Origin of the sequence: Chryseobacterium sp. CH21 (genome assembly GCF_004119445.1) — a bacterium.
GTDB lineage: Bacteria > Bacteroidota > Bacteroidia > Flavobacteriales > Weeksellaceae > Chryseobacterium.
In genome coordinates, this window is sequence record NZ_QICI01000039.1 from 1 (window position 1) to 21486 (window position 21486).

The window sequence follows — 21486 nt, forward strand, 5'->3', positions numbered from 1 at the left end:
CCACCATCAAACTCATCATCACCTGTTACAACATACATCAATCTGCCTTCAATATCAATTCTTCTGTTCACTTTAAACTTCAGACCTGTACCAGCCTGCATAAAGAGTGAACCTAATTGGAACGGTTTTACTTCAGTCATCAATCTCTGTCCGTTGATGTCTTTCTGATATGCTCTGTAAGCAATAGTACCAATACCAGCATATCCGTGAAGTGCCCATCTGTAAGGGGAGTGGTTATCCACTCTTCTTAATAGATTGGAGAAGTTGATATCTCCTAAGATTGAAATTGCATCATATTGAGTTCTAGCCGCTACTGCAGATGCATCTGGTGCTGCATTTTTAGTATTGAACCATCCTTGTCTGGTTTCACCTCTGTCGTACTGTAAATTGATTCCAAAAGCATGGGTGATGGCTTTGTCAATACTTACATAAGCTGAATATCCAAAAAGGTTTTTACCATTACCATTTTTGATTGAGGTCAAATCTGCAGATTGAAGAAGTGGGACACCCACCCCGGCAGAAATAGACCAATCATTAAATCTTTTAGATTGGTTGGTGAATGGGGAAACATTGGCAGATCCTGAAGAAAACGTATTAGGATATTCTCCTTTTGAAACTGCCGTTGAGTCTTGTGCATAAGAGGCAGAAGGAATTGCCAAAGCAAATGCAACAATTGCTAAACTTAATTTCATCGTGTATTATTATTTGAATTCTTTTGAAAAAGAAATTTTAATTTTTTAAAATTATTTTACCGGGCATCCATTATTCTCAACTGGTCCTGGTACAGTTACACATTTATCATAAAGATCGATAACTCCGTCAAGATCCATATCCAAAGCCACTCCGGCACCATCTACTCTTGCACCTGCAGGAGTATCAAGTTGTCTGTCCCAATCATCACATACTCCATCATTATCAGCATCTCCTTTTTCACAAACAACAAGATCTGTTGATGCATTTTCAAGAACGCTGGTTCTGTAATAAGCTTCCTGAAGAGGATCATGCCATGCCAGGTGAGATAATTGTTTTCCTAATTTGAAAGATAGCCCTAAACTTACTGTCCAGGCATTATCAGATCTTCTAGCGTTTAGCATATTATATTTTGAACCAGGTGTGGAAGGATCATAATCATTAGGATCTGCCCATCCGCCGCCATCGAATTCATCATCACCACTGATAATGTACATGGTTCTAGCTTCAACATCAATAAGTTTTGAAACATTGTATTTTATCCCTAAACCTCCCTGATAGAAGATAGAGTTAATGTCAATATCCTGCTTGATGAATAGCGGAGTTCTTCTTGGTGTGGTGCTCCATCTGAATTCATCATTATCATGTAATGACGTTCTGAATCCCTGAACTCCAATTCCCATATATCCGTGGAATGCCCATCGGTATGGAGAATGATTGTCTACTCTTCTGAATAAGTTTGAGAAGTTGATATCTCCTAATAAAGAGATGTTGTCAAACTGTGTTGTTGCAGTAGCTATTCCAGATTTTACACCTGCAGCACCGGGAAGTTGTGCTGTCTGTTTCGTTTCTCCTCTCATATACATAAGGCTTAGACCGAATGCATGGGTGATTTGCTTGTCTACACTTACGTAGGCATTGTATCCCCAATTGATCTTATCCTTACGAATAGATTTTAAATCAGAGTGAACCATAAATGCAGGACCTCCTCCAACGGAAATAGACCAGTCTCTGAAGCGTCTGGCTTTGTTGTCGAAGGTTTGTACATTAGCGGAGCCTGAGGAGAATGTATTAGGGTACTCTGTGGAAGAGTTTACTGTAGTACTGCTGTTCTGTGCGAAAGCTGCAATCGGCAATGTAGTAGCCAATAATAATAAACCTAATTTCATACAATATGTTTTATGTTTTAAATAAATTTTTCTAACAATATTCTTGAAAAATCCCTTTCAAAAAGATGCTTTTTATGAGGGATTTCTAATCTTTCTGATATAAAATTTAATTCATTATATGTAATGATATCAATATCAATTATCCTGTCAGTATAGCCTCCAGATATTATTGAATCATTAATTCTTCCCATCTCAACTTCTATATTCTTAATACAATCAAGCAGTTGAATTGGTGAAAGATGTGTGAATATTATTGTTGCAATATTACAAAAAATATTGGAACTGACAAACTCTACAGGCTCAGACATCAAATATTCGCTGATTTGTGAAATGTTATTTCCGGCATCTTCTATCTTCTTTAATGCGAGCTCTATATTTTTTTTGCTCTCCCAAGTTACTTCCTAGTAACAAAACGACCTTATGCTGCGACATATTAGAAAATTGATTGATTTATGAGAAGTTTCTTTAAAAATGTTTTGGCAAATATAGTAGCAATTATCATACTTTGCGCTTTATTTTTCATCTTTTTCATTGTGATGCTTGTGTTCAGTTCTATGGGAAGTGATAAGTCTGTAGCAGTGAAAAAGAACTCGGTTCTTACGATTAATTTAAAAACAAATATAATCGATAGTCCTACTGAAGAGCAGATGGGATTGTTCGGTATAGGAGCCCAAAATAAAAGTGTTCTTTTATATGATGCATTGGAGGCTATTAATAAAGCGAAGACCGATGATAATATTAAAGGAATTAGTATTGAAGCAGATGATTTATATGCTGGCCTTACTCAGATTGATGATATCAGGAATGCTATAGAAGATTTTAAGAAAAGTGGGAAATTTGTGTATGCTTACGGAAACGGAGTTTCACAGTTGGCTTACTATTTAGGATCTGTAGCGGATAAATATTATCTGCATCCGGCAGGAGGAATTGAATTGAAAGGTCTGTCTACGGAGGTAACCTTCTTTAAAGATTTTGCTGATAAATATGGTATCGGGATTGAGGTGATCCGTCATGGGAAATTCAAATCTGCCGTAGAACCTTTTCTACGAAATGATATTTCTCCAGAGAATAAAGAACAGCTAAGTACGCTTCTGAATGATCTTTGGAAAAATACTTCCCATAAAATGGCGGCTTCAAGAAAAATTGATACTGCTCAGTTCAGAACCATTACAGACAGCTTATACGGAATGATTCCTGAACAAAGTTTAAAATATAAACTTGCAGATAAACTTATCCAGAAATCAGAATATGAAGATCTTCTTAAAACAAAGCTCAATATAAAGAATGAAGAAAAACTGAACAAGATTTCTCTGACAAGTTATATCAACTCTTATGCTGATGAAGATAAATCCGGTGAAAAAATTGCTGTGCTGTACGCTTCAGGATCTATCAATAACGGAGATGAGTATAATGATATTCATTCTGAAAAATATGTGAAGTATATCAAAAAACTTCAGGAAGATGATAAGGTAAAAGCTGTAGTCTTCAGAATTAATTCTCCGGGAGGAAGTGCGAATGCTTCTGATGAGATACTGTTTGAATTGCAGCAGTTGAAAAAGAAAAAGCCGTTGGTTGTTTCTTTTGGTGACTATGCGGCTTCAGGAGGATATTATGTAGCAATGGCTGCGGATAAAATTTATTCTGAGCCTAATACACTTACCGGTTCTATCGGAGTATTTGGTGTGATGCCATATTATAAAGATATTGCCAATAAAAACGGAATCCGTGCAGATATTGTTGCTACCAATGCCAACTCAATGTATTATTCCGGATTGAACGGAGTTACGCCTTACGGAGTTAATATGATGACAAGAAGTGTAGAAGGTACCTACAAGAGATTTGTACACTTTGTGACTCAAAACAGAAAGAAAACGTTTGAGCAGATTGACAATGTAGGAGGTGGTAGAGTATGGAGTGGTGTTCGTGCTAAAGAAATAGGTTTGGTAGATGAAGTTGGTACTTTAAATGATGCCGTGAAGTTTGCCGCACAGAAAGCCGGATTAAAATCTTACCAGATAGATGCTTTCCCTAAGAGAATGTCACCATTTGAACAAATCTTTAAAGATCTGAATGAAGAAGATGTTTCTGCCAGAATTATCAAGAACAAAATTGGTAAATCCAACTATGAGATTCTGCAGCAGATCACAGATAAAAAACTACAATCTGAGGTGAAAATGGAAATGCCTTATCAGATTAGAATTAACAACTAACTAAATTTTATATTGTAAAAATCCCGGGTCTGAAAATTTCAGATCCGGGATTTATTTTTTTATAAGCATTACAATTAGCTTTTCTTGGTGGCCATTCCGTAAATCCAGAGAATGATTAAAGCTCCTCCGATTGAAAGAATCCAGCTTCTTGGGTTCCAGAATGAACCTACATCTCCCCAATGTAGAATGTAAACTCCTATAGCTCCTCCTACAAAGGCTCCTAAAATTCCAAGGATAATGGTGATTAGCCATCCTCCTCCCTGGGTTCCAGGCATGATCATTTTAGCGATTGCTCCTGCAATAAGACCGAATAGGATCCATGTTATAATTCCCATAGTTGCAAATTTTTTTATTGTTAATATTTAAAAATGGATTGTTTGCTAATATAAGGGAAAACATGATATAAATCATCTTTTCTTGAAGAATGAGTCTACAAATTCCGTACCATTAAAAAGTTGCAAATCCTGCATTTTTTCACCTACACCAATATATTTTACGGGAATTTGGAACTGATCAGAGATCCCGATGACAACACCTCCTTTTGCTGTTCCGTCCAGTTTTGTTACCGCTAAAGCATTTACTTCCGTAGCTGCTGTAAACTGTTTTGCCTGTTCGAACGCATTTTGTCCGGTAGAACCGTCAAGAACCAAAAGGATCTCATGAGGAGCATCAGGAATAACTTTCTGCATTACTCTTTTGATCTTAGATAGTTCGTTCATTAGGTTGATTTTATTGTGAAGTCTTCCCGCAGTATCAATGATGACAACATCTGCGTTTTGGGCAACAGCACTTTGTACCGTATCAAATGCTACAGAAGCAGGATCTGATCCCATTTCCTGTTTTACAATAGGAACACCCACTCTTTCGCTCCAGATAACAAGCTGGTCTACTGCAGCTGCTCTAAAGGTGTCTGCTGCGCCAAGAACTACTTTTTTACCTTCTGATTTGAATTTGTGAGCCAGTTTTCCGATCGTGGTTGTTTTTCCCACTCCGTTTACCCCTACCACCATAATGACATAAGGCTTTTTGGAAGTATCAATATTTCCTGTACCGGCATGAGGATTTTCAAGCAGCAGCCCAGAAATCTCATCACGAAGTATTTGATCAAGCTCGTTTACCCCTACATATTTATCTCTGGCAACACGTTCTTCAATTCTTTGGATGATTTTGATGGTAGTAGAGGCTCCTACGTCAGAGGCAATCAATACTTCTTCAAGATCATCAAGTACTTCATCATCTACTTTGCTTTTGCCGACTACGGCTTTCGTCATTTTTTCAAAGAAACCCTGACTGGATTTTTCCAATCCTTTGTCTAAGGTTTCTTTTTCTTCCTTTTTGAAAATATTTTTAAACCAACTCATAGTTTTAGTTTATTCTTATTTATTTTTAATCACCGCTGTGGCTTCTACTTCTATAAGTACATCATCTCTGAAAAGCCTGCTCACTTCCACAAGGGTGCTTACAGGAGGATTTTGAAGATTGACATACAAATCCCTCACTTTTCTGAAATCAGGCGTTTTTTTGATATCTGTGGTAAAGATTCCCAATTTGATAATATCTTTTCCCGTTCCTCCATATTCTTTCAGGATGCTTTCAATATTTTTGAAAACCTGCTGTGTCTGCTCTTCTATTGTATTTCCCACAAGATTACCTTCCGGATCCAAGGGTACCTGTCCGGATAATAAAATCATTCTGGAACTTCCGCAGTCAATACTTACTGACTGGGATAATCCTTTTATGCTGAAAACTTTTGGCGAACTTTTATATTCTACTGGGTTCATTGTTTTCTGACTGAATGAAAATAGAAAAGTTGCTGTGCAGGCCAGAACAAGTATCTTTTTCATACTTTACTGATTAATAATCTGGTGCACAAAGATAACAAAAAACTACCCAAAATATGAGTAGTTTTTTATATTGTAAATAAAGTACTGATTATTTTTTTAAATAACCATCTACTTCATCAGCATTCATTACTTTTTCTTCGAAAACGTAAGCTCCTGATTTAGAAGACTTAACCATTTTCACCACTTTAGTCATTTTTTTAGACCCAGTTTGTAGGGTTGCTACTACTTTCTTTGCCATGGTAAGTTATTATTTATAAATTACTTAATTTCTTTGTGAAGGGTAGATCTCTTAAGAACTGGATTATACTTTTTAAGCTCTAATCTCTCTGTAGTGTTCTTTTTATTTTTTGTAGAAATGTATCTAGACATTCCCGGCATACCACTTTCTTTGTGCTCTGTACATTCAAGGATTACTTGAACTCTATTTCCTTTTTTTGCCATGATTTATTAATTCTTTTTAATCAATCCGTTTCTAGTAGCTCTTTCAATAGCTTCCTCGATTCCAATCTTGTTAATCACTCTCAATCCATGAGCTGATACTTTCAGTGTAACGTGCTTATCTTGCTCCGGAAGGTAAAACTTCTTCTCTAATAAGTTAATTTCAAAACGACGCTTCGTTTTGTTATTAGCGTGAGAAACGTTGTTACCAACCATTGCACGCTTTCCTGTTATTTGGCAAATTCTTGACATATCTCGATGTTCTTATTTGTATAATATTTGAGAGTGCAAAATAACGAAGAATTTTTTAGATAGACAAATCTTTTGGAAAATATTTGTAAATAAGTAACTGATTAATAATATTGAATTTTTAAAATAGCAGAATCCTTGGGATACAGCAGATAAAGGGTGCTGATATATTTCATGCAGGCTTTTTTTAAGCAAAGAATTTTATATTCTATCTTTGTTTTTAATTAATCTAAATAAAAACAACTATGAAGAGGATTTATATTTTATTGTCTATGTTACCTGTCAGCATCATGGCTCAGAACTTTACAGAAGTACAGACCGGAATGAATAATTTTTATTATTCTGCAGCTGATATTGCTGATATAGACAACAATGGAACAATGGATATCGTGCTTAACGGAGCCATTGATTCTGATGGTGATGGAAATGTAGACAGCACTTATAATGAAGTCTATCAGAATAACGGAACAACTTTATCGTCTTATGCAGGATTGGGTCCGGACGTAACACATCTTGGCGATATAAGATTTATTGATTTTAATAATGACGGGCTGATGGATATTGTTTCTACAGGACTCAGCTATTTGGATGTTGTTAATTATAAACATTACCGGTTCAGAAATACAGGAACGGGTTTTGTAAAAGAGGCTGACCTTCCTGGGAAAATCTACGGATCTATAGAAGTCTTTGATTTTAACCATGATGGAAAATCTGATTATGCCATCAACGGGACACAATATGCTCATGGAGGAGGTTTCAGAAATACATTAGATTATTATAAGAATACTGGTGCTGGGTTTGATATAACGGAGCATTGGGCAGATGGTACTCAGAGCGGAAGCTTTAAAATGGTAGACCTGAATAATGATAACCTTTTGGATCTTGTCATTATAGGATCAGATATCAATGGAGCTCCGGTGTCTAAAGTTTTTATGAATCAGGCCGGAGTTCTGACTCATACGCAGGATCTGGCTCCGGTAGGGGTAGGGAAAATTGATTTTGCAGATTTTAATGCAGATGGATTTCAGGATGTTGTCATCATTGGAAGGGATGGAAATGATGACGGATATTTTGCCGTTCTCATGAATGATGGAACAGGTAATCTGACCCCTCAAATGATTACCGGAACTGATATTTCAGATGTTTCAGTAAATGTTGGCGATCTTAATAATGATGGTTATTATGATTTTATTATTTCAGGAAATGAAAATTATGATGCTGTTGTGAAAACCTATATCTATGATGTTGCCAATAATAAATTTAATGAAGGAACCATCACAGGAATTACTAACCTGGGAGGTCCTGGGTTGGTTCATCTTTTTGATTTTAACAATGATCATCAGCTGGATGTCTTGTTGAGTGGATTTGATTGGGCTGCGTCTGATCTGCCTTCACTTACGAAAGTATTTAAAAACAACACAACAGCAACCAATGCAAAACCGACAGCGCCAACTCAACTGAATATGACGAAAAACGGTAACAGGTTCAATTTTGCATGGAGTGGTGCGTCAGATGATAAAACACCGGTGAATGCATTGCGTTATGAAATTACAGTAGGATCTACACAAGGAGCTCATGATATTGCCAAATATGTTGTAACAACACCGTCATGGTTTCTGGAACTTGATCCGGCCATTCAGAATGTATACTGGAGCGTGAAATCTATTGATGCCTCGAAAGTATATTCTGATGCTTCCACACAAGGTACGCTGGGAACTGCGGAAATTAAATCTGATAAACAGCTTGTGATCTATCCGAATCCGGTATCAGATAAAGTATATATCAAAGGAGAAAAAGTTTCAGAAGCGGAAATGTATTCTATGGATGGAAGAAAACTGAATATCAGTGTAAATGGAGATCAGTCAATTGACGTTTCTCATTTGCCAAAAGGAGTCTATTTATTAAAACTGAAGATAAAAAACGAAATAACCACAAAGAAGCTTACGATTAAGTAATTGAATCAATTCTATCTTCTATCAATGAGAAAAGCCAGACGTCCAGCTGGCTTTTCTCTTTTTTTATGGAATAAAGTTTACGTTTATAGTCTTTTTATAAATTTGTCAATTCTTCTTTTGTTTTCTTGTTGAAGTAAGGATGGATATAAATTCATCAATATATTCACAATCATCATGATCATTGCAAAAACAAAGTTATTTTCTAAAATTTTAATAAAGGCAAAAATACTTACGAATATAAATCCAATCAAATGATCTATTTCAGATTTTGTCATTTCATTTCTTAAAATGATTAAACTGCTTTTCTGAATTTTGCTTTTAAGTTTCAATTTTTGATTAAAGAATTTAAAAAAGTATTTTTCACAATCCATTTAAAAAAAATTAATCCAATAGATTTATTAAATTTTTCACTTTTTATAAAATTCAGGTTGGAGAGATTTTCATTATAGAAAGCTGTATTTTTTAGAAAGACATTGATAAACATTCCGACAATCCAGGAAATAAATGTTATTGAAATGCTAAAGGTGAAATATTTAATGATCATATCTAAAAAATTAAATTTATTTTTTTTGAATCATTTAGTTTACTGGGAAATTACGATTTTTTTGTTCTGTTTCGGAATTTTTCAATCAGAAAATAAAACAATAAAAATCCTAGTGAAAATATGGAAAACCTTGAAAGAATGTCTCCCGCTCTTGTATAAAATGTCATCGTATCATAAAGATTCACTTTTGCAAATAAAGCAGTTTGGTCTCCGTAGAATGTATCAGCAGTCACTTCTCCTTTCGCATTAATATGTGCTGAAATTCCACTATTGGCTGCACGGGCAATTTCTCTTCTGGTTTCAATAGCTCTTAGTTTAGCATATGATAAAAGCTGTTTGTGTCCTTCTGTAACGCCCCACCAGGAGTCATTCGTCATAATACCTAAGAAATTAGCTCCTTTTTTTACATAATCTGTTACAAACTCACCATAAATACTTTCATAACAGATAATAGGTGCCAGTTTCCCTTTATTATAAGGATTTGAAAAAGCAACTCTTTCTTTGTCTGTTCCCAAAGAAGCTACAGTACCACCCAGATTAAGCATGGCATCTCCTAGCAATGGTTTTAAAACATTCATATAAGGGAATATTTCAACACCCGGTACCAATTTTCCTTTGTGATAAGCCTGAACTTTTTGATTAGGAACCAATTGGATAGCTGTATTATAGCTGCTTACCCAAACACCACTGTTGATTTGGTAGGCTTCTTTAGGTAAGTCGGCAGGATTATAAAAGAAACGGTGTGAAGAAATTCCTGTTGCAAAAACAGATCCCGGATGATTGGATAAAAATCCTTTGATATTGTTAAGAAGTAAACTTTTTTCAAAAGCTGTTTCAGGGATAGATCCTCTTCCAGGCAGCGCTGTTTCAGGGGCAATATAATAATCAATTTTACCTGTTGAATTTTTTTCAGCAAGAGCCAACAAATCCTGCTCAATAGTTAAGCTGTCTTTCGAATATTTTTCTGCATAAGGATCAAGATCCGGCTGCAGCATCAGGACATTTACCTGTCCCGTAGGTTTTTCGTCAAAATTATTGTATTTGATTATCGAAATAATCATCGGGAGAACAATTAAAGCTCCAACAATAGCTGAGTTTTTAATCAGATCTTTTCTTTTTCTGCCAGCTTCCCAGGTTCTTACAGTGTAGAAAATCAAAACATTAATGAGAAGAATCCAGAAGCTGCCTCCTGTGGCTCCTAAGGTGTCATACCATTGGATCAGTTTTGGATAATCTGAAAATACATTTCCCAGATTCAGCCAGGGCCATGTCAATTCCCATCCCAAATGAAATTTTTCAAAACTCATCCAGATTGCAATCAGGAATCCTAATCCCCAGTAGGTTCCCTGAGCATTTTTATACCAATGGTAGCATTGAAATACCAAAGAAAATAGGAGAGAATTTACCAGTACCGGAAATAAAACAGCCATCATCGAGTGGCTTCCGTCAGGATTCTTAGAACCATAAAGCCATCCTGTAGTCACTACATTCCAGATGATAAAGCATAAGTATGATAATCCGAAGACTATCCAGCTTTTTCTCTTATAATCTGAAAATTTTGAAACTCCATGTTCCATCATCAGGAGAGGGACAAGAGCAAAAAATATAAAAAACGGAACTCCGTAAGTAGGCCATGAAACCGACAGCAGCATTGCTGAAATAAGGGTAAGCAGAACGTATTTCATTAAATTATTTTAATACACAAATTTAATGTTTTTGAAATGAATATCTTAGCAGTACAATGTTGAAAAAAATATATAAAATCTTTATCGTGCCATATACGCTGTTTCTGCTCTATCTGATGTTTTTAGGGATGGGCAGGTTCCGGTATGAAGATAATCTGATTACGGTAGAGCCTATATTTTCTACAATTAATTTTATACAAGGAGGCAGGCAATTGAAAGAGATTGTCACAATTGTTGTTGGAAATATTGTGATGTTTATTCCATTTGGTTTTCTGGGTTGGATTTTCCCAAAGCTGAGAGATTTACAACTATTGTTCTTTAATTTTATTGCTGCAATTACTATTGTGGAAGCACTCCAATACTTTACAAGAATGGGAATATTTGAGGTAGATGATATCATCCTGAATACTTTTGGAGTGTATTTAGGATGGCTGCTTTGCAGGTTTATGGAAAAGAAATTTAGTTATTTAGTTCTTTAGCACGTTTTTCAGCATTCAAAATTCCCTGTTTCAGAATGTCTTTGAAACTATTTTCTTCAAATGTTTTTAGAGCGGCTTCAGTAGTTCCGCCTTTAGATGCAACATCTTTAATCAGCTCTTCGAGATTTTTTTCTGAATTATTGATCAGGTGATAGGCTCCCAGCATTGTTTGTTTTACAAAAAGTTTGGAAAGATTTTCTTCAATTCCCATCTCAATACCTGCTTTGATCATGGCGTCAATGATATAATAAAAATAAGCAGGACCACTTCCTGAAAGTGCTGTAACACCATCTAACAGATTTTCTTCTTCTAAATACACTGATCTGCCGGTACTGTTCAGTAATCTTTCAATGTTAATTAACTGACTGAATGAAATTCCATCGGCGGCAGTATATCCTGTGATTCCCATTCCCAAAAGAGTGGGAGAGTTAGGCATTGCTCTTACAACTAATGGATGATTTAATGATTTTTGAATTTTTTCAATATTAATCCCGGCCATGATGGATAATACCATCTGGTTTTCTTTTAATGTAAATTGAATGTTCTTGGCTACTGCTTGAAAATCCTGAGGTTTTACCGCAATGATGATCAAATCCGCATCAAGATCCTTTACTTCTTCAAAGGTGGAAATTTTAGATTTGGGGAATTCTTCAGCTATTTTAGAGATTTTTTCCTGACTTCTGATAATAAGATGCAGGTTTTCAGGTTTGATCAGTTCGTATTTTAAAAATGATTTTGAGAAAGAAAGCCCCATATTTCCGGCTCCAAGAATAGCTATTTTCATCTCGAATTGTAATTTTCAGCTAAAATAATGATTTTCCGGATGTAATATGATTCAATTCTAAATAACTTCTGGTAAATTATTGTTGGGTAAACACAAAGGCGCAAAATGATATTTAAAAACTGTATTATTTGTTGGATTAACGCGAAGGCGCAAAGATTTTAGATAATAGGTTTGTTTTTAAGGCGCGAGAAAATCTGAGATTTTCGGCAAAAGTTGGATAAAAGTTTTTTCTAAACATCTGTATGATTTGTGAAATCTGTGAGAAATAATATTATTAAAAAATATACATTATTCAATTTTATCGGAGATAAAATCCTTGCGACCTAAAGTAATAACAAAGAAAATTAAAGATCCTTGCGTCTTCGCGTTTACCCAACACTTCCAGAAAATAAGTAATAAAAAAAGACTGAAGTCATATGAATCAGCCTTTGTCTATTTTTATATTAAATAATATTTACTTCCCTTTCAAGTTCTATCCCGAATTTTTCTTTTACAGAATTAATGATTTCCGTAGAAAAATCGAAAATTTCTTTTCCGGTAGCATTGCCTGTTGCATTAATGATCACCAGCGATTGTAGTTTATGGGAAGCTGCGTTTCCAATTTGCTTTCCTTTCCACCCACATTGCTCAATAAGCCATCCTGCAGGAACTTTAACCTTATCTCCATTTGGATACCCCTGAATATTTTCAAATTTTTGTTTCAATGCTTCAAACTGAGCCAGAGGAATGGTTGGGTTTTTGAAAAAGCTTCCGGCATTTCCGATTTCTTTAGGATCCGGGAGTTTGCTTTGGCGGATATTGATTACTGCTTTGGAAACATCCTGAATAGTGGGGTTTTCAATACCCAAATTTTTAAGTTCAGATTGTATGGCTCCGTATTCTGTTTTAATAAGGTGATCTTTTTGAGTAAGCTTAAAAGTAACTTCCAGAATCACATATCTGTTTTTTCCTTCCTGTTTGAAAATAGAATCTCTGTATCCAAACCTGCACTGTTCAAGATTGAATGTTGCAATTTCAAGATTTTCCAGATCCAATACTTTGCAGTTGATGAAAATATCTTTGATCTCAGTTCCGTAAGCTCCAATATTCTGCATTGGAGATGTTCCTACATTCCCGGGAATTAAAGATAGGTTTTCCAGTCCGCCAAGATTTTTTTGCAGACAGTACATTACAAATTCATGCCAGTTTTCACCTGCTTTTGCGGTTACAAGGACTTCGTTTTCATTGATGTATTCTTCAGAAATGCCTTTTAAACTCAGTCTGATGGCAAGACCTTCAAAATCTTTGGTCAAAAGGATGTTGCTTCCACCTCCCAAAAACAAAAGCTGAAGAGCATTGGCCTTAGAGAAAATGAACGCTTCTTTTAATTCATCAATGCTACTGACTTCAGTAAAATAACGGGCTTTGGCTTCAACACCGAATGTGTTATAAGGCTTTAGTGAAAAATTTTCTTGCATGTTTTATTGGTATTCTTTGGGAAGAATCTTGTCTAGTTGTTCTTTAAGTTGTTGTAACTGCTTGTAATGTAAAGTGTCTACATAAGCATTCACATAGATGTGTGACTTTTTTGGAGTCCGGATCTGGAATGTTTCATCCATTCCGTCTACAGATTGCAGGCTGGGAGAGCTTTTAATATGATCAAGATCTACAATATGAATTGATGATATGAGCTTTTTCCAGTGGTCTCTACTTATGGCTGACTTCCATATTGTATGGGTTTGATTGGCTGTCATTCCTTTTTCTGCAAAAATAGAATCCTCTGTGACTTTAATGATTCTGTAGTTGCCCAGAGCTCCGCCAACATCTGATACACTGATATAGTTGATCTCGTGTGGATTTTTTGAAGAATCTGTGTGTTCTGTTTTTTTGAATCACAAGAACAAAATGCCGACAGCAAAAGAATCGAAAACAGGATTTTCAGATATATGATTTTTGTTGTCGGCATAGTGTATATTTTACAGGCTGAATTCTTCTCTGTACTTCTTTAGAGCTTCCTTAAGGATTTCAGCACTTCTTTTTAAATCTTCTTCTTTCAGAACGTAAGCAATTCTTACCTGCTTTTTACCTAATTCCGGGTTACTGTAGAATCCTCCCGCAGGAGCTACCATGATGGTCTCATTGTTAAGAGCATATTTCTCAAGCAGCCATTGTGCAAATTTTTCAGTGTCATCTACCGGAAGCTCAGCAACACAGTAGAAAGCACCTCTTGGCTTAGGGCAGATCACTCCAGGAATGGCATTTAAAAGATCTACCAATACATTTCTTCTGTGGGTATATTCTTCTCTTACCGCTCTGATATAAGGACCATCGTTCTGGTGTGCCGCTGTTGCTGCAATTTGTCCCAAAAGAACCGGGCTTAATCTTGCCTGTGCGAAAAGCATCGCAGCATTACGGATTTTGTTGGAACGGGTAACCATACATCCGATTCTTACTCCACACATAGAATAACGCTTGGATTCAGAATCAATGATGATACAGTTTTCTGCTAATTCAGGGAAATCAAGCATTGATATCTGCTGCTTTCCGTCATAAACATATTCTCTGTATACTTCATCAGAAATGATTACGATGTCATATTTTAAAGCAATTTCTGCAAGCTTTTGAAGCTCCTCACGGGTATACAGGTATCCTGTAGGGTTTCCTGGGTTACAGATGATGATTGCTCTTGTTTTTTCTGTGATTTTTTTCTCAAATTCTTCAACAGGAGGCAAAGCAAAACCTGTGTCAATAGTAGATGGTACTGCTACTACATTCACATCAAATGTGCTGGTGAAACCATTGTAGTTGGCATAATAAGGCTCAGGAATAATCACCTCGTCACCCTCATCACATAAAGTAGAGATGGCGAAATTAAGGGCTTCAGAACCTCCATTGGTAACAATAAAGTTGTCAGGAGTAAGATCTGAAAAACCTAATGAATGATAATATTCTGTAAGGGCTTTTCGATATTCTATATTCCCTTCAGAAAGCGCATATTCCAATACTTTTAAATCGATGTTTTTTAAAGCATTTAAAGCTGTTTCCGGAGTTTCAATATCGGGCTGTCCGATATTAAGGTGATATACTTTTATTCCTTTCTGTTTTGCTTGTAATGCAAAGGGAACCAGTTTTCTTACCGGCGATGGCGGCATATGCAGTGCTCTGTTTGAAATATTCGGCATTGTTCAAAAAATTTGTATGACAAAAATAGGATTTAATTTCACAATAATAAAATTAAGGATGAATAAGAAACGGATCAATATTCTTTAATCTTTTTTTAATCTTTCATAATTTTTCATGTTTACGAATGTTGATATTTGACTTTGATTGAAATTATTTTACTTTTTATTCAAAAAAAACTTTTTTGTGTTATTATTTTCCCTAAATTTCGCCACAAATGTGATCAAATGGTAATAAATTTATTTTCTAGAGTGGTGCCCGCCATCGCTCTCTTCTCAGCCAGTGTAATGATGGCTCAAAATTTTCAAACGATGCCGGTTGCTTCAGGCTATACAGCAGATGTAATTGCAAACGGAATAGGTTCCTCATTAGTTTCTACAAACAATGATGTAGATGGGGTTTCTTACGCTTTTGTAGCGAGAGATTTTCAATTGACTTCTACAAGTACCCCTCTTACTTATGGTCTACCCATAGATGGAATTATTAATTCTGTTGTTGCAGGAACACCGGGATTGAGCTATGTCTTAGGAAATTTAAGTGGAAATAATGCACTTAGGTTAGCGGCTGCCAATGATAGCGGAACGCTTACCTTTACCACTCCTAAACCTGCTTTCACCCTGTATATGCTTTCTACCAGTGGTAGTGGAACATCTGCAGTGAATGTAACCGTTAATTTTTCTGATGGCAGCAGCCAGATGTTTTCCAATATAAGTCTATCTGACTGGTATGGAGGAACCAATTTTGCAATACAGGGTATAGGAAGAATTAAAAGAAGTACAGATGCTTTAGAGGCCAGTACTTCAGATCCAAGACTTTACCAGACTCCATTAGCTATAGATGCTGCAAATCAGGCAAAGCCAATTCAGAGTGTAGTGGTAACCAAAGCAAGTGGCGCAGGGTATCCTAATATTTTTGCGTTTTCAGCAGATGTATACTCAGACTGTGTTCCTCCTACATTACAGACCGTTTCAGGGATCACAGCTAACTCAGCTTTAGTTTCCTGGACGGGTAATGCTGCCAGCTATGATGTATATCACAGTACTTCAAATACAACACCTGCAGGTTCAGTAACTCCTACTTATCCGGGAGTGGTGGGTACAAGTACAACGATAGGAGGTCTTAATTCAAATACAACCTATTATTATTGGGTAAGATCTAACTGTAACACTGCAACCAGCCAGAGTGTATGGTCTTTTGCAGGAACATTTAAAACAGCTTGTTCTACTTTCACTGCACCATATACAGAGAATTTTGATACAACAAGTACAGGCTCTACTACAAATACCAATGCTCCAAGCTGCTGGGCATATCTGGAGAGTGCCTCATTTGCAGGCTATGGATATGTAACAACATCAAATAATTATTCAGCACCGAATGCTTATTACATGACTAATTCAAGTGCTACTACGGGTAGTCAGATGTTAGTTGCACCTCCTACTACAAACCTTTCAGATGGTACCAAACGTGTAAGATTTTATGCAAAAAGCGGAGGAAGTAATTATACATTATTAGTGGGTACTTTATCGAATCCTGCAGATCCTGCGTCTTTTACACAAATAGGTTCTCCTATCGCTTTGACAACTACCCACACACAGTATACAGTAAATATTCCTGCAGGTTCTGATTTGCAGTTAGCATTTAAACATGGTTTAGGAGGTACTTCACGTTCTATTTATATTGATAATATTACCGTTCAGAACATTCCTTCCTGTTTCGAGCCAACAGCTGTTACCTCATCAAACGTGGCCGCAAATTCTGCAACGATAGGCTGGACGGCTCCTTCTTCAGTTCCAGCAAACGGATACGAAGTATATTACAGCACAACGAATACTGCCCCTGATGGTACTACCGTTTTAAATGCTGCTAACTCTGTAACTTCTACCACTGTTTCTGCGCCGTTAGGCGGGTTGCAGCCATCTACTACATATTATGCATGGGTGAGATCTAGCTGCAGTGCTTCTGATAAAAGTATATGGAGCGCTACCTCTACACAGTTTACAACACTTTGTGTTCCGATAACTACACTTCCTTGGAGCGAAAATTTTGATGCGATGTCTACTATAGGTTCTTCGATCATTCCGAATTGCTGGAAACAGACTCCGGGAGGAAGTTCATCTACCTATAATTTTACATCAGCAAATGCTTCTCAGCAAACATATAATGATCCTAAATCTGCACCTAATTATCTGACGATTTATTATCCATATACCAATGCTGCTTATTTATGGACACCTACATTTACTTTAACTGCCGGAATGTCATATGATTTTATATTCTATTGGGTAGGAGATGGTTATACGGGATGGCAAAATGAAGTATTGGTAAATAATGGGCAAACAGCGACCGGAGCAACCAGCTTAACAACATTTATTACAGCTGATCAAACAGCTGCAGGTGGAGGTAACAGTACTACTTACACTAAGGTTACTGTTTCCTATACGCCAACATCTACCGGTGATTATTCATTTGGAATTAAAACTTTAAATACAACAACAGATCCATATTATATGGGATTTGATGATTTTTCGCTTACACAATCTAATTTATCAACTGCTGAAACATCTGTTAAGAAAAAAGAAATCAGTGTATATCCTAACCCTTTCAAAGATGTTCTGTATATTGCAGATATCAAAGATGTGAAATCTGTAACCGTTACCGATGTAGCAGGAAGAGTAGTGAAAACTATTGATAATCCGACTACGGAACTTCAGCTAGGTGAATTGAATTCTGGTTTATATTTAGTGACAATGAACTTTAAAGATGGTTCAAAATCAACAGTAAAAGCCATTAAAAAATAAAATTTTTTGAGTTAATAATTTCTGTAGGCAGTTGCATTCGTGTGGCTGCCTTTTTTATGATTAGATTAAATAATAACTGGACAAATTATTATTCAAAAATGTTGATAAAATTATTATACATTTGCCACGAAAACTATGACGCTATGAATAAACTTAAACTCCTTTTTTTAATACCCTTATTTTATTCCGAATTTTCACAGGCACAGAGAATTGATAAAGAAATGATCAGTTTTCAGCTTTTAAAAGAACCGGTTTTTTCTACAGACCTTTCCAGCAGAAATTATATGATTACTGTAAAATCTCCTTATAATATCACAAAAGATGATGTAGTGAGACTGTCAAAAGAAGACTATCAAAAAAGGTGGATAACTATCATACGAATGTTGAAAATGCCAAATACGAACACGGAGAAAGATTAAAAGATTATGATGCTGAGGTGAAAAAACTTCAGGAAAAATATAAACTGGAATCTGCAGAGTACAGCAAATTATCGGCTGTTGAAAAAATTGCGGCTACTAATGGCGCTCCTACGTTGAGACTTCCTTCAAGACCTATTCTTAATATTCCTCCAATGCCGGTTTACCAGCAGCCTGATCTGAGAGATGCCTTGATTGTGGATAATAAAATCCTGGCTTCGCAAATAGATGTGATTGGCTTTTCAAAAGGTGGAAATTATCTTGATATCATTATTGAAATGGAGAGAACCAATTTTCAGGACAATCAGGGGAGAACTTTCGCAAATCAGCCAACAAGAATTATCGCAAAGCAAGGCGGAGCCGTAAAAATGGATAAGACCTATTTTTCTGATTTTGCTGAAATAGCAAGCGTTCCAACCAATGAAATTAATCTGAATGCTCAGGAAAAAAGATACCTGCAAAGAACAATAGACCGTACAAGGAATATCATTAATGAAAACTTCGGCTATCAAACCATCAATTCCACAGTGTCATTAGCAACTGTAAAGAATAAAGGGGAATATGATGATCTGGAGAAAGCCTATATCTACGTTACGACCAATCTGAAAAAACTTCAGGCCAAATCGGACTACGCACCGAATAAAGTAGCCATGGAAAATATGCAGAAAGGAATTGACATTTGGAAAAGTGCTTTGACAAAAATAAATTACAACGACAAAAAAGCGCTTTACAACCAAAAAATCGGGGAATACCTTTATTTTAACCTGATCAGATTAAATATTGCTTTAGGCAATTACCAGGAAGCTGAGAAATATTTAAATGAATTACAGGAACATCTTGTAGATATTAAATTATCCTACGATGCTAATCTTGAACTGAAAAGATTAGAAGAAAAAATTTATAATAACTAAAGAAAACAATATGATTAAACAGATTATTGCTTCGGCATTAATTACAGCTTCTGTGTATTCTTATGCACAGACGAAAGTGACTGAAGGAACAAAATTCACGGTGGATGCCAATCTTGAAACCGATGATAAACTGGTACTGGCAGATGATTACAATTCTTATATGTTCAGCGCTATCAATATTGACGGACTGATGAGAAATGTTTTCCCTCACAAAAAATTACTGATGAGAAAACTGGATCAGAACGGAAGTCTTGTAGATACTTATGTAAAAGATTATGCCAATAAAACAAACGGTGTACTTCATAATTACCTTGGATCTCAGCAGATAGATGATGATAAATTCATAGCATTTACGGAAGAGTATTTCGGGAAAGAAAACAGAAAAGAGGTTTTTCAACATGTTTTCAGCAGAAAGGAAGGTACTTTTACTACAAAAAGTATTGCAAAATACAGCATTGAATCTACCAACAGATCAGGAACAACGTATGTTCTTTTCTCAGAAAACGGGAAATATGCAGCGATCTTCAATGACAGATTTGCCAACAAAAAGACAGAGAATGTAAATGATGTTCTGGTATTGGACCTGAGAACACTTACTCCGGTTTGGAACAAAGAAATTACATTAAGCAGTGATTATGTTGAAAAGTCTTTGACATTAACTAATTCAGCAAAAATCGTTGTATTGCGTAAAGCTTCAGGATGGAAAGAGTCTTATAAACTGGAACTGGTTTCCAATACCGAAGATAAAGACCTTCCGTTCGATGACAAATATATTCCTGAAAAATTATATGCATTCAGTAAAAACGACAATGATTATCTGGTAACTTTTGGAAGAAAAAATGCAACAGTTACTGTTGGATCAAGTACTTTCGGGACAGTAATGTATTATGATATGAAGTCCGGGAAAGCGGTGATCAGCAATACCAACTTAGCCGGAAGCAAAGATATGAACGATGTGAAGGTGATCAAAACCATTGTGAAAGGTGATGAGGTTTTAATGGCCGTTCAGCAGGAAACCGTGACAAGACCAATGCCTACAACAATGAACCGTTTTCCGGATCCTGTTTATTCTCTGGATGCGGGAATGCTGATCAAGTTTGGTAAAGAAGGAGAGGTGAAGCAATTTGTTGCAGCGGGAACATCTACAGGAAAAAGAATCAATATCGTTGAGGCCGGAGACAAACTTTATATTTCTGCATTTTACCCTAAAGGAGCATTTGGAAATACAGGATTTTCTATGAAAGTTTTTGATTTTGCCAATCTGAAACCTCAGGAGGTAAGCCTTGATTATAAAGGAAGAAACTTCTTCCAGAACTACGGTTTTGCAGATGGAAATATGATTCAGTACGTTCCGAATGTGAACAAAATGATGTTCCTTCAAAAGAGCAGCAAAGATGTTCAGATGTTCAATATATACAATTTTATAAAATAATCGTATTTTAGAAAAAAATACAATATGCAGATTCAGTCAGTTTCCATAGAAGATTATATCTCAAAGATTCCTGAAGAAAGACAGGAAGCTTTCAAAAAACTTTACGATACGGTGAATGATAACCTTCCAAAAGGTTTTGAAGAAGCTACCAATTACGGGATGTTAGGCTGGGTGGTTCCATTGGAAACCTATCCTGCCGGATATCACTGTGCACCAGGAACACCGCTTCCCTTTATTAGTGTGGCTTCTCAGAAGAATTTTATAGCATTGTATCATATGGGACTGTACTCCACACCGGAACTTCTCGACTGGTTTGTGGCGGAATATCCTAAACACTCCAAAAAGAAACTGGATATGGGTAAATCCTGTGTCCGCTTCAAAAAAGTAGAAGATATTCCTTTTGAATTGCTCGCCGAACTCAGCAAAAAAATGACTGCCGACGACTGGATCAAAATTTATGAATCACAGTATAAGAGATAAAAAAAGCTCCGAAATCTATCTGATTTCGGAGCTTTTTTATGCTGGAAGCTGGATGAATGAAGCTGGAAGTCATATTTGTGTTTTTAGAATTATCGATATTTATATACAATTTTACATTAATCCTGCTACCCTCTGTCATTCTGAATGTAACATAGTGAAATGAAGAATCTAAGCTTTACGCGGGATTCTTCCTTCGTCAGAATGACAATGGTGCAAAATTGTATATAGTCACTAAATTAATAA

At 36.0% G+C, this 21486-nt stretch carries 22 protein-coding genes and 1 pseudogene; 8 read left to right on the top strand and 15 right to left on the bottom strand.

Annotation, left to right across the window (positions count from 1 at the left end; all coding sequences use genetic code 11):
• The 3 genes and pseudogenes from BOQ62_RS06780 to folK all read right to left on the bottom strand — a co-directional run.
• Positions 1-692 (bottom strand): annotated as a pseudogene (locus BOQ62_RS06780) (OmpA family protein); the annotation flags it as partial.
• A gap of 51 nt (positions 693-743) precedes the next feature.
• A complete protein-coding gene (locus BOQ62_RS06785; RefSeq protein ID WP_129038167.1) occupies positions 744-1859 on the bottom strand; it encodes an OmpA family protein in 1116 nt (371 codons plus the stop codon).
• A gap of 17 nt (positions 1860-1876) precedes the next feature.
• A complete protein-coding gene (gene folK, locus BOQ62_RS06790) occupies positions 1877-2233 on the bottom strand; it encodes a 2-amino-4-hydroxy-6-hydroxymethyldihydropteridine diphosphokinase (RefSeq protein ID WP_317127361.1) in 357 nt (118 codons plus the stop codon).
• A 78-nt stretch (positions 2234-2311) separates the two neighbouring features.
• On the opposite strand from folK, the gene sppA reads away from it, so the two are divergent.
• Positions 2312-4069, top strand: coding sequence for a signal peptide peptidase SppA (gene sppA / locus BOQ62_RS06795; protein WP_129038169.1), 1758 nt, complete (start codon positions 2312-2314; stop codon positions 4067-4069).
• Positions 4070-4143: 74 nt separating this feature from the next.
• Here the strand turns inward: sppA and BOQ62_RS06800 are convergent, their stop codons facing one another.
• The 6 genes from BOQ62_RS06800 to rpmB all read right to left on the bottom strand — a co-directional run bounded on the left by BOQ62_RS06800 (position 4144) and on the right by rpmB (position 6603).
• A complete protein-coding gene (locus BOQ62_RS06800) occupies positions 4144-4404 on the bottom strand; it encodes a GlsB/YeaQ/YmgE family stress response membrane protein (RefSeq protein ID WP_105701894.1) in 261 nt (86 codons plus the stop codon).
• 72 nt (positions 4405-4476) lie between these two features.
• Positions 4477-5430, bottom strand: a complete 954-nt coding sequence (gene ftsY / locus BOQ62_RS06805; RefSeq protein ID WP_129038171.1) for a signal recognition particle-docking protein FtsY — start codon at positions 5428-5430, stop codon at positions 4477-4479.
• Positions 5431-5445: 15 nt separating this feature from the next.
• Positions 5446-5913 carry a RidA family protein gene (locus tag BOQ62_RS06810; RefSeq protein ID WP_129038173.1) on the bottom strand — a complete coding sequence of 156 codons (468 nt, stop codon included), beginning with the start codon at positions 5911-5913 and terminating at the stop codon, positions 5446-5448.
• 88 nt (positions 5914-6001) lie between these two features.
• On the bottom strand, positions 6002-6151 hold the full coding sequence (locus tag BOQ62_RS06815; protein WP_065722020.1) for a DUF4295 family protein: 150 nt from the start codon (positions 6149-6151) through the stop codon (positions 6002-6004).
• Positions 6152-6171: 20 nt separating this feature from the next.
• Positions 6172-6354: a 50S ribosomal protein L33 gene (gene rpmG / locus BOQ62_RS06820; protein WP_027373683.1), complete on the bottom strand. Its 183-nt coding sequence runs from the start codon at positions 6352-6354 to the stop codon at positions 6172-6174.
• Between the two features lie 6 nt (positions 6355-6360).
• The gene (gene rpmB, locus BOQ62_RS06825) at positions 6361-6603 is read right to left on the bottom strand and encodes a 50S ribosomal protein L28 (protein WP_002976757.1); all 243 of its coding nucleotides are present in this window, start codon (positions 6601-6603) and stop codon (positions 6361-6363) included.
• Between the two features lie 242 nt (positions 6604-6845).
• Between rpmB and BOQ62_RS06830 the strand changes: the two genes are divergently transcribed.
• The gene (locus BOQ62_RS06830; protein ID WP_228413789.1) at positions 6846-8555 is read left to right on the top strand and encodes a T9SS type A sorting domain-containing protein; all 1710 of its coding nucleotides are present in this window, start codon (positions 6846-6848) and stop codon (positions 8553-8555) included.
• Positions 8556-8638: 83 nt separating this feature from the next.
• Here the strand turns inward: BOQ62_RS06830 and BOQ62_RS23030 are convergent, their stop codons facing one another.
• Positions 8639-8926, bottom strand: coding sequence for a hypothetical protein (locus tag BOQ62_RS23030; RefSeq protein ID WP_228413791.1), 288 nt, complete (start codon positions 8924-8926; stop codon positions 8639-8641).
• 223 nt (positions 8927-9149) lie between these two features.
• Positions 9150-10784 carry an apolipoprotein N-acyltransferase gene (lnt, locus tag BOQ62_RS06840; protein ID WP_129038175.1) on the bottom strand — a complete coding sequence of 545 codons (1635 nt, stop codon included), beginning with the start codon at positions 10782-10784 and terminating at the stop codon, positions 9150-9152.
• 86 nt (positions 10785-10870) lie between these two features.
• Here lnt and BOQ62_RS06845 point away from each other — a divergent pair, with 86 nt between their 5' ends.
• Positions 10871-11263 carry a VanZ family protein gene (locus BOQ62_RS06845; RefSeq protein ID WP_317127360.1) on the top strand — a complete coding sequence of 131 codons (393 nt, stop codon included), beginning with the start codon at positions 10871-10873 and terminating at the stop codon, positions 11261-11263.
• On the opposite strand, the gene proC is transcribed toward BOQ62_RS06845, so the two are convergent.
• The 4 genes from proC to BOQ62_RS06865 all read right to left on the bottom strand — a co-directional run bounded on the left by proC (position 11244) and on the right by BOQ62_RS06865 (position 15208).
• A complete protein-coding gene (gene proC / locus BOQ62_RS06850) occupies positions 11244-12047 on the bottom strand; it encodes a pyrroline-5-carboxylate reductase (RefSeq protein ID WP_129038179.1) in 804 nt (267 codons plus the stop codon). The genes BOQ62_RS06845 and proC overlap by 20 nt on opposite strands.
• 443 nt (positions 12048-12490) lie before the next feature.
• Positions 12491-13504 carry a UDP-N-acetylmuramate dehydrogenase gene (gene murB / locus BOQ62_RS06855; protein WP_129038181.1) on the bottom strand — a complete coding sequence of 338 codons (1014 nt, stop codon included), beginning with the start codon at positions 13502-13504 and terminating at the stop codon, positions 12491-12493.
• Positions 13505-13507: 3 nt separating this feature from the next.
• On the bottom strand, positions 13508-13780 hold the full coding sequence (locus BOQ62_RS06860; protein WP_129038183.1) for a hypothetical protein: 273 nt from the start codon (positions 13778-13780) through the stop codon (positions 13508-13510).
• 222 nt (positions 13781-14002) lie between these two features.
• Positions 14003-15208 carry a pyridoxal phosphate-dependent aminotransferase gene (locus tag BOQ62_RS06865; protein WP_105701883.1) on the bottom strand — a complete coding sequence of 402 codons (1206 nt, stop codon included), beginning with the start codon at positions 15206-15208 and terminating at the stop codon, positions 14003-14005.
• Positions 15209-15433: 225 nt separating this feature from the next.
• Here BOQ62_RS06865 and BOQ62_RS06870 point away from each other — a divergent pair, with 225 nt between their 5' ends.
• From BOQ62_RS06870 to BOQ62_RS06890, 5 genes are all read left to right on the top strand, one after another.
• Complete coding sequence (locus BOQ62_RS06870; RefSeq protein WP_129038185.1) at positions 15434-18004, top strand: fibronectin type III domain-containing protein; 2571 nt, start codon at positions 15434-15436, stop codon at positions 18002-18004.
• A gap of 143 nt (positions 18005-18147) precedes the next feature.
• On the top strand, positions 18148-18423 hold the full coding sequence (locus tag BOQ62_RS06875) for a hypothetical protein (RefSeq protein WP_129038187.1): 276 nt from the start codon (positions 18148-18150) through the stop codon (positions 18421-18423).
• On the top strand, positions 18366-19331 hold the full coding sequence (locus BOQ62_RS06880) for a hypothetical protein (RefSeq protein ID WP_129038188.1): 966 nt from the start codon (positions 18366-18368) through the stop codon (positions 19329-19331). Before BOQ62_RS06875 ends, BOQ62_RS06880 begins: the two co-directional genes overlap by 58 nt.
• A gap of 10 nt (positions 19332-19341) precedes the next feature.
• Positions 19342-20763: a hypothetical protein gene (locus BOQ62_RS06885; protein ID WP_129038191.1), complete on the top strand. Its 1422-nt coding sequence runs from the start codon at positions 19342-19344 to the stop codon at positions 20761-20763.
• A 24-nt stretch (positions 20764-20787) separates the two neighbouring features.
• Positions 20788-21243, top strand: coding sequence for a DUF1801 domain-containing protein (locus tag BOQ62_RS06890; protein WP_129038193.1), 456 nt, complete (start codon positions 20788-20790; stop codon positions 21241-21243).
• Positions 21244-21486 lie beyond the last annotated feature (243 nt).